Source organism: Streptomyces sudanensis (assembly GCF_023614315.1).
Taxonomy (GTDB): domain Bacteria; phylum Actinomycetota; class Actinomycetes; order Streptomycetales; family Streptomycetaceae; genus Streptomyces; species Streptomyces sudanensis.
The window spans coordinates 955,183-969,315 of the sequence record NZ_CP095474.1; the positions used below are offsets into that span (position 1 = coordinate 955,183).

At 72.7% G+C, this 14,133-nt stretch carries 13 protein-coding genes and 1 pseudogene; 5 read left to right on the plus strand and 9 right to left on the minus strand.

Annotated features, from left to right (window positions below; genetic code table 11):
- The first annotated feature begins 278 nt into the window (after positions 1-278).
- Positions 279-1,055, plus strand: a complete 777-nt coding sequence (locus MW084_RS04245; protein ID WP_050986708.1) for an alpha/beta fold hydrolase — start codon at positions 279-281, stop codon at positions 1,053-1,055.
- A gap of 17 nt (positions 1,056-1,072) precedes the next feature.
- Here the strand turns inward: MW084_RS04245 and MW084_RS04250 are convergent, their stop codons facing one another.
- Together MW084_RS04250 and MW084_RS04255 are read right to left on the minus strand one after the other, a co-directional pair.
- On the minus strand, positions 1,073-1,492 hold the full coding sequence (locus MW084_RS04250) for a hypothetical protein (RefSeq protein WP_010468353.1): 420 nt from the start codon (positions 1,490-1,492) through the stop codon (positions 1,073-1,075).
- A gap of 228 nt (positions 1,493-1,720) precedes the next feature.
- Positions 1,721-2,680, minus strand: coding sequence for a D-2-hydroxyacid dehydrogenase family protein (locus MW084_RS04255; protein ID WP_010468355.1), 960 nt, complete (start codon positions 2,678-2,680; stop codon positions 1,721-1,723).
- 559 nt (positions 2,681-3,239) lie between these two features.
- On the opposite strand from MW084_RS04255, the gene MW084_RS04260 reads away from it, so the two are divergent.
- Positions 3,240-3,950: a L,D-transpeptidase family protein gene (locus MW084_RS04260; protein ID WP_029553270.1), complete on the plus strand. Its 711-nt coding sequence runs from the start codon at positions 3,240-3,242 to the stop codon at positions 3,948-3,950.
- Positions 3,951-4,031: 81 nt separating this feature from the next.
- Positions 4,032-5,081: a sigma-70 family RNA polymerase sigma factor gene (locus MW084_RS04265; protein WP_010468360.1), complete on the plus strand. Its 1,050-nt coding sequence runs from the start codon at positions 4,032-4,034 to the stop codon at positions 5,079-5,081.
- Between the two features lie 4 nt (positions 5,082-5,085).
- On the opposite strand, the pseudogene MW084_RS04270 reads toward MW084_RS04265, so the two are convergent.
- From MW084_RS04270 to MW084_RS04300, 7 genes and pseudogenes are all read right to left on the minus strand, one after another.
- Positions 5,086-5,295, minus strand: a pseudogene (locus tag MW084_RS04270) (STAS domain-containing protein); the annotation flags it as partial.
- Between the two features lie 224 nt (positions 5,296-5,519).
- Positions 5,520-6,797: a thymidine phosphorylase gene (locus tag MW084_RS04275; RefSeq protein WP_010468362.1), complete on the minus strand. Its 1,278-nt coding sequence runs from the start codon at positions 6,795-6,797 to the stop codon at positions 5,520-5,522.
- Between the two features lie 110 nt (positions 6,798-6,907).
- Positions 6,908-7,309 carry a cytidine deaminase gene (locus tag MW084_RS04280; RefSeq protein ID WP_010468363.1) on the minus strand — a complete coding sequence of 134 codons (402 nt, stop codon included), beginning with the start codon at positions 7,307-7,309 and terminating at the stop codon, positions 6,908-6,910.
- On the minus strand, positions 7,306-8,577 hold the full coding sequence (locus MW084_RS04285) for an ABC transporter permease (RefSeq protein ID WP_010468364.1): 1,272 nt from the start codon (positions 8,575-8,577) through the stop codon (positions 7,306-7,308). The genes MW084_RS04280 and MW084_RS04285 overlap by 4 nt, the downstream gene beginning before the upstream one ends.
- Entirely contained in the window at positions 8,574-9,677 is a 1,104-nt protein-coding gene (locus tag MW084_RS04290; RefSeq protein WP_010468365.1) for an ABC transporter permease, read from the minus strand. The genes MW084_RS04285 and MW084_RS04290 overlap by 4 nt, the downstream gene beginning before the upstream one ends.
- On the minus strand, positions 9,674-11,239 hold the full coding sequence (locus tag MW084_RS04295; protein ID WP_275563796.1) for an ABC transporter ATP-binding protein: 1,566 nt from the start codon (positions 11,237-11,239) through the stop codon (positions 9,674-9,676). Before MW084_RS04295 ends, MW084_RS04290 begins: the two co-directional genes overlap by 4 nt.
- A 230-nt stretch (positions 11,240-11,469) precedes the next feature.
- A complete protein-coding gene (locus MW084_RS04300; RefSeq protein ID WP_010468367.1) occupies positions 11,470-12,519 on the minus strand; it encodes a BMP family lipoprotein in 1,050 nt (349 codons plus the stop codon).
- A 902-nt stretch (positions 12,520-13,421) separates the two neighbouring features.
- Between MW084_RS04300 and MW084_RS04305 the strand changes: the two genes are divergently transcribed.
- Positions 13,422-13,655 carry a hypothetical protein gene (locus MW084_RS04305; RefSeq protein ID WP_158684298.1) on the plus strand — a complete coding sequence of 78 codons (234 nt, stop codon included), beginning with the start codon at positions 13,422-13,424 and terminating at the stop codon, positions 13,653-13,655.
- A 66-nt stretch (positions 13,656-13,721) separates the two neighbouring features.
- Positions 13,722-14,051 (plus strand): hypothetical protein, encoded by a 330-nt coding sequence (locus MW084_RS04310; protein WP_158684299.1) that lies wholly within the window; start codon positions 13,722-13,724, stop codon positions 14,049-14,051.
- The last annotated feature ends 82 nt before the right edge of the window (positions 14,052-14,133 follow it).

A 14,133-nucleotide genomic window follows, 5' to 3' on the forward strand; every position in this document is an offset into this window, starting at 1 on the left:
GGGCGGGAGGGCTCCTGTCCGCGGCCGGGGCGCGGGGGTCGCGGCACCTCGCTCCCGTACTCCGTACTCCTCCACCTCCGCCCTTCCGCTCGGGCCCTTCCGCTTCCGTTCTCTGTCCCCGGTGGCCGACTTCGTCCATGCGGGCGCGCCGACGAAGCGTTCCGCCCTCGCGGGAGCGGGCGTTCGGAAGGCCGGCGGGAGCCCGGGAGCCCACTCGATACGGAACGGTGATCGTCCGTACCCGTGGCGTACACCTCTTCTTCTGAGACTGTTCTGTCATGGCACACCACGTACTCGTAGGGCCGGGCCGTGCTCGGCAGCCGCGCCTGGGGCGGGCCGTAGGGGGTCGGGAGTCGGCGGCGGAGGTCGGCGGGGTGGTTCTCCTCCTCCCGGACGGAACGCCCGAGTCGGCGCGCCGCGCCTCGCCGCTGCACCGCGCCGCCGTGATGCCGCTGGCGCGGCGGCTCGCCCGGGCGGGCCGCGACGAGGGGCTGGTCGCCCACGTGGTGCGGTACCGGGGGCGGGGCTGGAACGGAGCCGACGCGCGGCTCGCCGCGGACGCCCGGTGGGCCGTCGCCGAGGTGGTGCGGCGCCACGGCGACGTACCGGTCTGCCTCGTCGGGCACGGCATGGGCGGGCGGGCCGCGCTGCGGGCGGCCGGGCACGCGGCGGTGACGTCCGTGCTGGCGCTGGCGCCGTGGCTGCCGGAGGACGACGTGGCCGCCGAACCGGAACCGGTCCGGCAGCTCGTGGGCCGCCGGGTGATGATCGTGCACGGCACGACGGACGCCACCGCCCATCCCGACCTGTCGTACTGGCTGGCGATGCGGGCGAAGAAGGCGAACCGGTCGACGTGCCGCTTCGAGGTCCACTCGGACGGGCACGCGCTGCGCCAGCACCACGAGGAGGTCGTCGCGCTGGCGACCGACTTCGTACTGGGATCGCTCTTCCACCGCCCGTACTCCCGGCCGGTCACCGACGCCTTCGCGGCGCCGCCTCCGCTGGGGCTGCGCATGCCGCTGGCGGCCGGGTTCGGGCGTTCGCTGCGGTTCTGAGGCCCGGGGCCCCGGAGTCAGCGCTCCTCGGGGTCGCGGCGCGGGTCGGGTTCGCCGCCGGCGATGGTGTCGGCGTACTCCGACGGGTCGATGGTGCCCCTGCGGTCGGGGTTGATGCCGGGGCTGCCGCCGGGCTGGCCGCCGCCGGTCGTGCCGTAGCCGCCCGGAACACCGGGGACGCTGTCCGCGTCGGCCGCCTCGCGCGCGATGCGGCGGGTGGCGCGGACGCCGGCGCGGCGCTCGGGGTAGGGGTAGCTGAAGGGCCGTGAGGCCGCCCGCTCCTCCTCCGCCCGGCGCGCCGCCTCGGCGGCCTCCGCCTCGCGGTCGCCGCGCTGGTCGACCTCGCGCGACGGGCCGGTGCCGTGCGCGGGGTCGGTGCCGTGCGCGGGGTCGGTGCCGTGGCGCTGTACGGGATGCTGGTCGTCGTTCCTGGTCATGACCGGCGGGTACCCGGTGTCCGCCGCCCGATGCCGCGGGGCGCGGGCCCACCGCCCCGAGACGCCCGGGCCGGTCGCGGCGGGACGGCGGGAACTTCCCGGACACCGCCGCCGGGGCGTACCCGGGCGGCCCGCCCACCGGGCGGCGCCGACCTCGCGGACCGCGCGGGGCGCCTCCGCCGTACCGGTGCGCCTCCGCCGTACGGACCGGTCCGGACCTGCGGGGTGTCAGCCGAGGAGGCGCACCGGATTGCCGGCCAGGTACGCCTCGATGTCCTCGACGGCCTGTCCGTAGTACGTGCGGTAGTTGCGCTGCGAGACGTAACCGAGGTGCGGTGTCGCGAGAAGCCGGGGCGCGGTGCGCATCGGGTGGTCCGCCGGCAGCGGCTCCACGTCGAAGACGTCGACGCCCGCCCCGGCGATCCGTCCCTCGCGCAGCGCCGCGAGCAGGGCGTCCTGGTCGACGATGGCCGAGCGGGAGGTGTTGACCAGGTACGCGGTGGGCTTGAGCAGGGCCAGCTCACGGGCGCCGAGCAGACCGCGGGTCCGTTCGCCGAGTGCGAGGTGGACCGAGACGAAGTCGCTCTCGCGCAGCAGCTCCTCCTTGGACGCGGCCAGGCGGACGCCGACCTCGTCCGTCCGCTCCCGGGTGAGGTTCTCGCTCCAGGCCGCCACCTCCATCCCGAAGGCGAGGCCCACCCGGGCGACCCGGCCGCCGATCTTCCCCAGACCGAGCAGGCCGAGGCGACGGCCGTGCAGGTCGGCGCCGACGGTCGACTGCCAGGGGCCGTTCGAGCGCAGGGCGCCGTTCTCGGCGACGATGCCCCGGGCGAGGCCGAGCAGCAGCGCCCAGGTCAACTCGACCGGCGGGGTGGGGGAGCTCTCGGTGCCGCAGACCGTCACGCCGTTGCGCTCGGCCGCCGCGTGGTCGATGACCGAGTTCCGCATGCCCGACGCGACGAGCAGCTTCAACCGGGGCAGCCGGTCGAGCAGGGAGGCGGGGAAGGGGACGCGTTCGCGGAGGGTCACCACCATGTCGAAGTCGGCCAGCGCGGCGGCCAGTTCGTCCTCGGTGGCGAAGTGCCGGGTGAAAGCGGTCACCTCCACCCGGTCCTGGACGGGGCTCCAGTCGGCCATGGTGGTGGCGACGTCCTGGAAGTCGTCGAGCACAGCGCAGCGCAGCCGCATATCCGTCGTCTCCGTGGGTTCGCGGGGTCGGTGGGGTCGGTGGGGCTTGCCTACGGCTCCGGTACCGGGGCGTCGCGTACGCCGATGCCGGCGAACGGGCCGCCGGAAGCCGGAAAGCCGAAAGGCCATGGAGAACCTACGGCACGGTCGTTCCCTGCGGGCTGGGGGCCCGGCGCACCGCGGGCGGCGCACCGCGTCGACGGCCGGGCGCCGCCCGCCGGGTGAGCCGGACCCGGGGAGCCGGACCCGGGGAGTTCGCCTCGGGAGCTTGCCCCGGAGGGTCTGGCCGGCGGCCTGCGGACGGCCCGGGGCCCGTCCTCCCGCGGCCGGGCGGACGCGAGGCCGGGGAGGCGCACCGGGCGGCGGCTCCGCACCGCGCCCGCGCCCTCCGCTCCCCCGCTCCCCCGTGCTCNTCGCGCGCCCCGTGCACCCCGTGCTCCCCGCGTGCCCCGCGCGCCCGAAATGGGACGCCTCTTGACGTGACCGCCCTCCTGCACCGAACGTCCTACCGGACGAAGAACCGACGGGAAACCGACCGGACACGAGGAGAAAGAGACATATGGGGGCAAAAGGCGGGGCATGGAGACGGCGCCTCGGCGTCGCGCTGGGCGTGACCGGGCTGGCCGTGCCGCTGGCGCTGACCGCGGGCGCGGGTTCCGCGCAGGCGGCGACGTCGTGCACGACGCAGACCGGGCCGTACCAGAAGCAGGTGGAGAAGTTCCTCGGCAGGCCGGTCGACGGCAGGCAGTCGGCGACGGACTGCCGGGCGATCCGGTCGTTCCAGCAGGCGCACGGCATCACGCCGGCCGTCGGCTACGCCGGGCCGCTCACCTGGCGCACGATGGACACGATCCTGAAGCAGCGGGCCGCCGGGAAGACGCCCAACAAGGCGGGGACGTGCCCGGTCAACAAGGGCCGGATAGCCTGCGTCGACCTGACCCGGCAGCTCAGCTGGGTCCAGGACGGGTCGAAGCTGGTCTACGGGCCGGTGCCGGTCCGCACGGGCCGCGACGGCGCGGAGACCCGCACGGGCGCGAAGAAGATCTACTACCGGTCGCTCAACCACTGGTCGACGCTCTACAAGGTGTGGATGCCGCACGCGCAGTTCTTCGACGGCGGGCAGGCGTTCCACGCGACCAACAAGTCGATGTACAACCCGCCGGGTTCCGGGGGCTGCGTCAACATGCGGCCCGCCGACGCGAAGGCATACTGGAACCTGCTGCGCAACGGTGACGACGTGTTCGTGTACGGGCGCAAGCCCGGCACCTGACGCGCCGTCCCGACCCGCGTTGTCAGTCCGCTCCGGTAGCTTCCCGGCAGGGACGGCACGGCGCGACGGGGATGGGACACCATGGCGGACACGATGACGACGGCCGAGGGCCTGGAGGCCCGGCTGGAGGAGTACCGGACGGAGCTGACCGGCTACTGCTACCGGATGCTCGGGTCGGCCTTCGAGGCGGAGGACGCCGTCCAGGACACGATGGTGCGCGCCTGGCGTGCCCTGGACCGCTTCGAGGGCCGGTCGTCGCTGCGTTCCTGGCTGTACCGGATCGCGACGAACGTCTGCATGGACGCGCTCAAGGCGGGCGGCCGCCGGGCCCGTCCGATGGACCTGACGGCGGCGACGCCCGTCGCCCAGGCGCAGCTCACGGCCCGCCCCGAGGCCACCTGGCTGGAGCCGGTGCCCGACGGACGGGTGCTGCCGCAGACCGCCGACCCGGCGGAGGCGGCCCTGGCCCGCGAGTCGGTGCGCCTGGCGTTCGTCGCGGCGCTCCAGCACCTGCCGCCCAGGCAGCGGGCGGTACTGATCCTGCGGGAGGTGCTGGCCTGGCGGGCGAGCGAGGTGGCCGAGCTGCTGGACACCTCGGTCGCGTCGGTGAACAGCGCGCTCCAGCGGGCCCGGGCGACGCTGGCCGCGTCGGAACCGGCGCGCACGGACACCGCCGACCCGCTGGACGAGGGGCAGCGGCAGCTCCTGGAGCGGTACGTGGCGGCCTTCGAGGCGTACGACATGACGGCGCTGACGGCGCTGCTCCACGAGGACGCGACGCTCTCCATGCCGCCCTACGACCTGTGGCTGCGCGGCCACGACGACATCACGGGCTGGATGCTGGGCGTCGGCTCGGTCTGCCGGGGCTCGCGCCTGCTGGCGACGACGGCGAACGGCACGCCGGCGTTCGCCCACTACCACCCCGATCCGGAGGGCGGGTTCGTTCCGTGGGCGCTCATGGTCGTCGAGACCGCCGGCGGGAAGGTCTCGGGAATCACGTCGTTCCTGGACGTGGGGCGGTGGTTCCCGCTGTTCGGCCTCCCGGATCGCCTGGAGGACCGAGCAGCCGGTCAGCGAGCCCGGCGAGCGACAGCAGGGCCCGCAGACCGGGCCCCGCGTCCCGCACGGTGAGCGGGTGGCCCCGGCGGCGGGCGGTCAGGTGCAGACGGGCGAGCGCGTCGACGGCGGCCAGGTCCGGGCGCGTGAGCCGGGCCGCGTCGACGACGACCGCCGCGCCCGGGGCGGCGCGGTCGAGGAGGGCGGTCAGCTCCCCGCACAGACGCCGCGCGTCGGCGGGCCCGACCGGCCCACCGACGCGCAGGACGATCGGTTCCGTGTCCTTCACACCGGACGAGACCCCCGCCGCGCCCGGAACTCATCGGACGGGCGGGGCCGGGCCGGTGGAAGGCGTTCGGGAGGCGCGGCGAGCACCCCGGCCGGGCGGGGCCGGGCCCGGCGGGCCGGCCGGGCCGGGGCCCCGGCAGGTCCGAGGCCCCGGACCTGCCCCGGTCCCGGCCGGGCCGAGGTACCGGGCGAGGTACCGGGCGGGCGGGAAGCCCCCGCGGGCCGTCAGGCGACGCGGTCGAGGACGATCGGGCGCGGTGTGAAGCCGGTGCCCTGCGGGGCGACGTCCCAGGCGCCCTCCAGGGCCTCCAGGGCGTAGGCGAACCTCTCCGGCGTGTCCGTGTGCAGCGTCAGCAGCGGTGCGCCGGCCGTGACCGCGTCCCCCGGCTTGGCGTGCAGCTCCACACCGGCGCCCGCCTGCACCGGGTCCTCCTTGCGGGCGCGGCCCGCGCCGAGGCGCCAGGCGGCGACCCCGACGGCGTACGCGTCGAGGCGGGTCAGGACGCCGGAGGAGGAGGCGGTCACGACGTGCCGCTCGCGGGCGAGGGGCAGCGCGGCGTCCGGATCGCCGCCCTGCGCGGCGATCATGCGGCGCCAGACGTCCATCGCGGAGCCGTCCGCGAGGGCCTTCGCCGGGTCGGCGTCCTCCAGGCCGGCCGCACCGAGCATCTCGCGGGCGAGCGCGACGGTCAGTTCGACCACGTCGGCGGGGCCGCCGCCGGCGAGGACCTCGACGGCCTCGCGGACCTCCAGGGCGTTGCCCGCCGTCAGGCCGAGCGGTGTCGACATGTCGGTGAGCAGGGCGACCGTGCGGACACCGTGGTCGGTGCCCAGGCCGACCATGGTGGAGGCGAGTTCGCGGGCGTCGTCGAGGCTCTTCATGAAGGCGCCGGAGCCGACCTTCACGTCCAGGACGAGCGCGCCCGTCCCCTCGGCGATCTTCTTCGACATGATCGAGGAGGCGATCAGCGGGATCGACTCGACCGTGCCGGTCACGTCGCGCAGCGCGTACAGCTTCTTGTCGGCGGGGGCGAGGCCGTCGCCCGCCGCGCAGATCACCGCGCCGGTCGTGTCCAGGACGTGCAGCATCTCCTCGTTGGAGAGCAGGGCGCGCCAGCCGGGGACGGACTCCAGCTTGTCCAGCGTGCCGCCGGTGTGGCCGAGGCCCCGGCCGCTGAGCTGCGGTACGGCGGCGCCGCAGGCGGCGACCAGCGGGGCGAGCGGCAGCGTGATCTTGTCGCCGACGCCGCCGGTGGAGTGCTTGTCGGCGGTGGGGCGGGAGAGCGGGGAGAAGTCCATCCGCTCGCCCGAGGCGATCATCGCGGCGGTCCAGCGGGCGATCTCCGCCCGGTTCATGCCGTTGAGCAGGATCGCCATCGCGAGGGCCGCCATCTGCTCGTCGGCGACCTCGCCGCGCGTGTACGCGTCGACGATCCAGTCGATCTGCTGCGGGGTCAGCTCGCCCCGGTCCCGCTTGGTGCGGATGACGGAGATCGCGTCCATGGGTTCGGTGTGTCCTTCCGGCGGGCCACGGCGGGGTCACCCGCCGTGGGGCGGGAGCGGCGCGGCCCTCCCCACCGGGTGGGAAGGGCCGCGCCGCCCGGGGCTACGGGCTAGGCGAGGTGGTCGGGGCCGAACGGCTGCGGCAGCATCTCCTCCAGCGTCCGCACGCCGCCGGGGGTGTCCAGCAGCAGTCCGCCGCCGCCGAACTCGAACAGCAGTTGGCGGCAGCGCCCGCAGGGCACCAGCGTCCCGCCGCGGCCGTCCACGCACACGAAGTGCGTCAGCCGGCCGCCGCCGGTGGCCTGGAGCTGGGAGACGAGCCCGCACTCGGCGCACAGGCCGATGCCGTACGAGGCGTTCTCCACGTTGCAGCCGGTGACCGTGCGGCCGTCGTCGACGGCCGCCGCCGCACCGACCGGGTAGCCCGAGTACGGCGCGTACGCGTGGGACACGGCCTGCCGCGCCGCGGCGTACAGGGCGTCCCAGTCGAAGGGCTCAGCGGTGCCGGTCACTTGCCCTGGCCCTTCCGGTAGGGCAGGCCGTCGGCCTTCGGCATCCGCAGCCGCTGCGCGGACAGAGCCAGCACGAGCAGCGTCGTGACGTACGGCGCGGCGTCGACGAACTGGCTGGGCAGCTTGTCCGTCAGCGCGTACCAGACGAAGAGGCCCGCGGAGGCGACGGCGGAGACGGCCGCCGCCGCGTACTTCCTGCGGTACAGCGTCCAGGCCACCGCGACCAGCAGCAGGATCGCCAGCAGGAGCAGCATGGCGTGGACGTTCTCCGCGCCGCCGCGCAGCTTCAGGCTGTCGGTGAAGCCGAACAGGCCGGCGCCGAGGGCGAGGCCGCCCGGCATCCAGTTGCCGAAGATCATCGCCGCGAGGCCGATGAAGCCGCGCCCGCCGGTCTGGCCCTCCTGGTAGATGCCGGTCGACACGATCGCCAGGAATGCGCCGCCGAGGCCCGCGAGGGCGCCGGAGACGAGGACGGCGACGTACTTGTACGCGTAGACGTCGACGCCCAGCGACTCGGCGGCGACCGGGTTCTCGCCGCAGGAGCGCAGCCGCAGGCCGAAGGCGGTGCGCCACAGGATCCACCAGGTCGCGGGGACCAGCAGCAGCGCGACCACGGTCAGCAGCGAGAGGTTGGTGACCAGGCCGCCGAGCAGCCCGGCCAGGTCGGAGACGAGGAACCAGTGCTCGGCCTGGAGGTCGCCGAGCCACTCCGACAGTCCGGGGACGGTGATGCGGTCGATCGCCTCGATGGGCGGGGACTGCTTGGAGGAGCCGCCGGCGGCCTCGGCGAACGTGAAGTTCGACAGGTACTGGGTGGCGCCGAGGGCGAGGATGTTGATCGCCACGCCGGAGACGATGTGGTTGACGTTGAACGTGACCGTCATGACGGCGTGCAGCAGGCCGCCGAGGGCGCCGCCGACGAGGCCGAGGAGGACGCCGCTCCAGGGGCCCCACTGGTAGCCGGCCCAGGCACCGAACCAGGTGCCGAGGACCATCATGCCCTCCAGGCCGATGTTGACGACGCCGGCCCGCTCGGCCCACAGGCCGCCGAGCCCGGCCAGCCCGATCGGCACCGCCAGCTGGAGGGCGCCGGACACCTGGCCGACCGAGGTCAGGTCGTCGGCGCCGCTGACGACGCGGACCAGCGAGAACAGCGCCAGACCGGCCGCGACGATCAGCAGGACGACGGGCAGGGACGGCCTGCGGCGCCCGCCGCCCTTCCGCGGCGCGGTCGCCGCGGGGGTCACAGTGCTCGTGGACTCGCTCATGCCGCCACGTCCTCCTTGTTCTCGCGGGCCTGGGCGGCGAGCTCCTCGCCCACCTTCCGCTGCTGCCGGCGGAGCCCGTACTGCCGGACGAGCTCGTACGACACGACCACCGCGATCACGATGAGACCCTTCATGATCGTGGTGATCTCCTTCGGATAGCCGTACTGGTCCAGCGAGGCGGACGCCTTCTCCAGGAAGGAGACGAGCAGCGCGGCGAAGAGGAGGCCGACCGGGTGGTTGCGGCCGAGCAGGGCGATGGTGATGCCGGTGAAGCCGACGCCGGCCGGGAAGGCCAGGCTGTAGGTGTGGGTCTGGCCCAGCAGCAGCGGCAGGCCGGTCAGGCCCGCGACGCCGCCGGAGATCAGCATGGCGGTCAGCACCATCTTCCTGGCGTCCACGCCGCTCGCCTGGGCGGCGGACTCGCTGGCGCCGGTGGCCCGCAGGTCGAAGCCGAACCGGGTGCGGCCCAGGACGAACCAGTAGACGGCGCCGAGCGCGAAGGCGACGAAGGTGAAGCCGTAGACGTTGCCGCCCTCGACGGCCAGCCCGGTCATCCAGCCGGACTCGGCGATCTCGCCGGTGGTGAGGTCGTTGGAGCCCTCCAGCTGCTCGCCGAGGTTGGCGGGCAGGATCAGCCAGGCGATCAGGCTGGTCGCGATGGCGTTCAGCATGATCGTCGAGACGACCTCGCTGACGCCGCGGGTCGTCTTGAGGAAACCGGCGATGCCGGCCCAGAAGGCGCCCACCAGGACCGCGACGAGCACGATCAGCAGGACGTGCAGGGGGCCCGGCAGCTCGACGGCGGCACCGACCACGGCGGCGAGCATCGCCGCGAGGCGGTACTGGCCGTCGACGCCGATGTTGAACAGGTTCATCCGGAAACCGACGGCGACGGCCAGGGCCGCCAGGTAGTACGTGCCCGTCTGGTTGACGATGAGGACCTGGATGTCCGGGTACTCGGCCTCCTGGAGCATCAGGCTGTACGGCTCGACCGGGTCGAGGCCCGAGGCGAGCAGGACGAGCGTGGTGAGGACGAAGGCCACGGCCAGGGCGAGCACCGGGCCCGCGACGCCCAGCAGCACCTTGTCGGACTTCTTCATCGGCTCTCACCGTCCGTGTCGTGGTTGTGCTCAAGGTGGCCGGCGGCGGCGCCCGTCATGGCCGAACCCAGCTCCTCGGGGGTGATCGTGGCGGGGTCCGCGTCCGCGACCAGGCGGCCGCGGTACATCACCCGCAGGGTGTCGGAGAGCCCGATCAGCTCGTCCAGGTCGGCGGAGATCAGCAGCACCGCGAGGCCCTCGCGGCGGGCCTGGCGGATCTGGTCCCAGATCTGCGCCTGCGCGCCGACGTCCACGCCGCGGGTGGGGTGGGCGGCGATCAGGAGCTTCGGGCGGTGGCTCATCTCGCGGCCGACGATCAGCTTCTGCTGGTTGCCGCCGGAGAGGGACGCCGCGGTGACCTCGACGCCGGGGGTGCGGACGTCGTACTCGCGCACGATCCGCTCGGTGTCCCGGCGGGCCGCCTTCGGGTCGAGGATCCCGTGCCTGCTGTTGGGGGCCTCGGTGACGTGGCCGAGGATGCGGTTCTCCCACAGCGGGGACTCCAGCAGCAGCCCGTGGCGGTGGCGGTCCTCGGGGATGTAGCCGATGCCGCTCTCGCGGCGCCCGCGCGTGGAGGTGCGGGAGACGTCCCGGCCGTCGAGCGTGATGACGCCGCCGTCCGGGACGCGCATGCCGATCAGGGTCTCGATGAGCTCGGTCTGGCCGTTGCCCTCCACTCCGGCGATGCCCAGGACCTCGCCCTTGTGGATGGTGAAGCCGATGCCGCCGAGGACCTCGCGGACGACGCCGTCGGGGTCGGTCTGCGCGAGGCGCAGGTCCTCGACGCGGAGCATCGGCACGTCCGTGACCGTCGACTCGCGGGTCTCGGGCGAGGGCAGTTCGCTGCCGACCATCAGCTCGGCGAGCTGCCGGGGCGTGGTGGTCCGCGGGTCGGCGGAGCCCACGGTCGTGCCGCGCCGGATGACGGTGATGTCGTCGGCGACGGACAGCACCTCGCCCAGCTTGTGGGAGATGAAGATGACGGTGAGGCCCTCCGCCTTCAGCTCGCGCAGGTTCCCGAAGAGGGCGTCCACCTCCTGCGGGACCAGGACCGCGGTGGGCTCGTCGAGGATGAGCGTGCGGGCGCCGCGGTAGAGGACCTTGAGGATCTCCACGCGCTGCCGGTCGGCGACGCCGAGGTGCTCGACGAGCGCGTCGGGCCGGACGTTCAGCCCGTACGCGTCGGAGATCTCCCGGATCCTGCCGCGGGCGCGGGAGCCGATGCCGTGCAGTTTCTCGGCGCCGAGGACGACGTTCTCCAGCACCGTGAGGTTGTCCGCCAGCATGAAGTGCTGGTGGACCATGCCGATGCCGGCCGCGATGGCGTCGGCGGGGCCGGCGAAGGAGACCTGGCCGCCGTCGACCGCGATGGTGCCCTCGTCCGGCTTCTGCATGCCGTAGAGGATCTTCATCAGGGTCGACTTGCCGGCGCCGTTCTCACCGACCAGGGCGTGGACCGTGCCCTTGCGGACGGTGATGTCGACGTCGTGGTTGGCGACGACGCCGGGGAAGCGCTTGGTGATGCCGCGCAGTTCCACGGCGGGGGGGCTGGACGCGTTGATGACGCACTCTCCTTGGCGGGAAAGGAGCGGAGAAGCAGGGGGACGGGCGGGCACGNGNGNNNNGGCGGCGGGGCACGGTGGGGCCGAAGGTATCGCGCCAAGGAGAACTCTACGCGCGTAGTAATTTGTTGTGCCACAAACCCATGGCCAGGACGTGACCCGGGGTCCGGACGGACGGTGTCCCACCGTCCGTCCGGACCCCGGGGCCGGGCTCTGGTGCCGCGACCGGATTACGGGGCGGTGGCCACCTTGACCTTGCCGGACGCGATGTCCGCCTTGGCCTTGTCGACCGCGGCGACGACCTCGGTCATCTTGGCGAAGGCCGGGTTGGAGGTGGACAGGCCCACGCCGTTCTCGTCGAGGCCGTAGCGGACCTCGCCGCTCTGCGGCTTGCCGTCCTTGACGGACTTGATCAGGTTGTAGACGGAGCCCGAGACGTCCTTGGTCACCGAGGTGAGGATGCGGTCCTTGTACGCGGCGAGACCAGGCTGGTTGTACTGGTCCGAGTCGACGCCGATGGCCCACTTCTTCGCCTTGGCGGCGGCCTCGATGGAGCCGGTGCCGGCGAGGCCGGCGGCGGCGTAGATCACGTCGGCGCCCGCGTCGATCTGGCCCTGCGCGGCGGCCTTGCCCAGGTCGGGCTTGGAGAAGCCGCCCGTGTCCGGCGGCTGCGTCAGGTACTGGACCTTGACGTTGACGTTCTTGTTGGTGTCCTTGACGCCCTGGACGAAGCCCGCCTCGAACTTCTTGATGAGCAGGGTCTCGACGCCCCCGATGAAGCCGACGGTGTTCGACTTGGTCACCTTGGCGGCGGCGACGCCGGCCAGGTAGGAGCCCTGCTCCTCGTTGAAGACCAGGTTGGCGATGTTCTTGCCGGTCTTCGACGTGTCGTCGATCAGGCCGAACGTGGTGTCCGGGAACTTCGGCGCGACCTCGGCGATGGCCGGGGCGTACGCGAAGCCGACGCCGATGACCGGGTTGTTGCCGGCGCGGGCGAGCGAGGTGAGGCGCTGGACCTTGTCCGGGTCGCCCTCGCCCTCGCCGGGCTCGGCCTCCGTACCGGAGATGCCGAAGTCCTTCTCGGCCTTCTCCAGACCGGCGTACGCCGCGTCGTTGAACGACTGGTCGCCGCGGCCGCCGATGTCGTACGCGATGGCGGCCTTGCCGCCCTTCGCGTCGCCGGCGGTGTCCGACTTCTTCTCACCGCCACAGGCGGTCACGCCGAGCGCGAGCGCCGCGGACGCGACGCCCGCGGTGGCGATCCTGGTGATCCGGCGCAAGGGAGGCTCCTTCGACCTGGCCTGAGCGCCTCTTCCGGCGCTGGTTCCGCGGCCGATCGTAACGCGCGTAGATGTCAGATTAAGCCCTGTACGGAAGCCGTTATCGATTCGTCGTGAACAAGCCGCCCACCGGTCGTCTCCCGGCAGGTTCCACCGGATAGGACGTGCCCCGCCGGTCGCAGGTTGTCGCCTCGACACCCCACCGGGCGGCACGGTCGCGCCCAAGCGAAGCATTGGCGGATTCCCGCCTCGCAGGACGCATGGAGGCCCGGCCCAGGACGCCACGGAGTAGGCGGGGCACAGGACGCACGAGTGACATCGTGACGACCTCCGCCCCGTCGTGAAGGCCCGGCGGACCCTTGCGCGTCGCCTTCGCGAGCCGACATCCGGGCGCGCCGGACCGCCGCAACCCGCCCGCCCCTCCCGGCAAGGCCAGCCCCGCACGCGCACCCTTCCGGGAATCCGGTGGCGGGGACGGACCGCGTGCGGCCCCTCCGAAACCGCGGGGAGGGACCTCCGCTGCGCGGCGGGGAAGAAATCGGAGCAGTGGATTCCGTGAGGCTGGAAAGCTTGTCCGGAAGTCGCTTGCCCTGCCGATCATGGACTGATAGAAAATGTACCGACCACTTAATCAACAGCATCGCCACCCGTTTTCCAAAACGGGGATTGACACGCGGGGGCTCAAGCGGCGCTGGCGACAGGACGCTCCCCCGGGCCGAACGAACCCCGGAGCGTTCCGTTCGCCTTCCTGACTTCCCGCCCTTCTTTTTGTCACGGGTGATGCGGCGCTGTGCCATGGAAAAGGGGAATCCATGAAACGAGCACTCACCACTTCGAGTTTGGCGATCGCCGTGACCGCGGGCCTGATGGTATTCGCCCCGGCGGCATCAGCCGGCGGCGGCGTGGGTGACTGCAACACATGGAAATCGAGCAGGGCGCCGTACACCGGTTACGCGTACTGCAGCCAGCTCGCTCTGGGCGACAAGTTCCGCGTGAAGGTCACCTGCATAAACCCGCAGGGAAAGCAGTGGACCATCTTCGGCCCCTGGAAGCGCAACACGGAGAAGTCCAGCGCCAAGTGCTCCGACAGTCCGAACGTCGGGGTCCTCCAGGTGGGCGTTTCCTTCAGCGCCTGAGCAGCCTGGCACCGGTCCGCCCCGCGTGACCACACCCCAGACCACCAGCCATGACAAGGAAGAATCTTGAAGAAGACCTTCATCGCAGCATGCGGGATCGCCCTCACCGCGATGTCCACGTTCGCGGTTCCCTCCGCCTCGGCGGCGCAGGCCGACGTGAGCTGCGACACCTGGCAGTCGAGCAAGGCGCCGTACCGCGGGTACGCCAAGTGCAGCGGAATGCTCCCCTGGCCTCTTGAGGGCGCGAAGGTGAAGCTCACCTGCATCGACCCGCGCGGCAAGCAGTGGAACGTGCACGGAAAGATCGTCGGGAATGGCGAGACGTCCAGCGCCAAGTGCTCGGACAGTCCCAATGTCGGTATCTACAAGGTGGGCGTGATCAGAAACCGCCTTTGAGGGCCGACCGAGAAAAAGGAACTACTCGACACTCAACGCCCTTCCCACCCATTCGGCAGAACGTGCGGAAACGCGAAGAAAC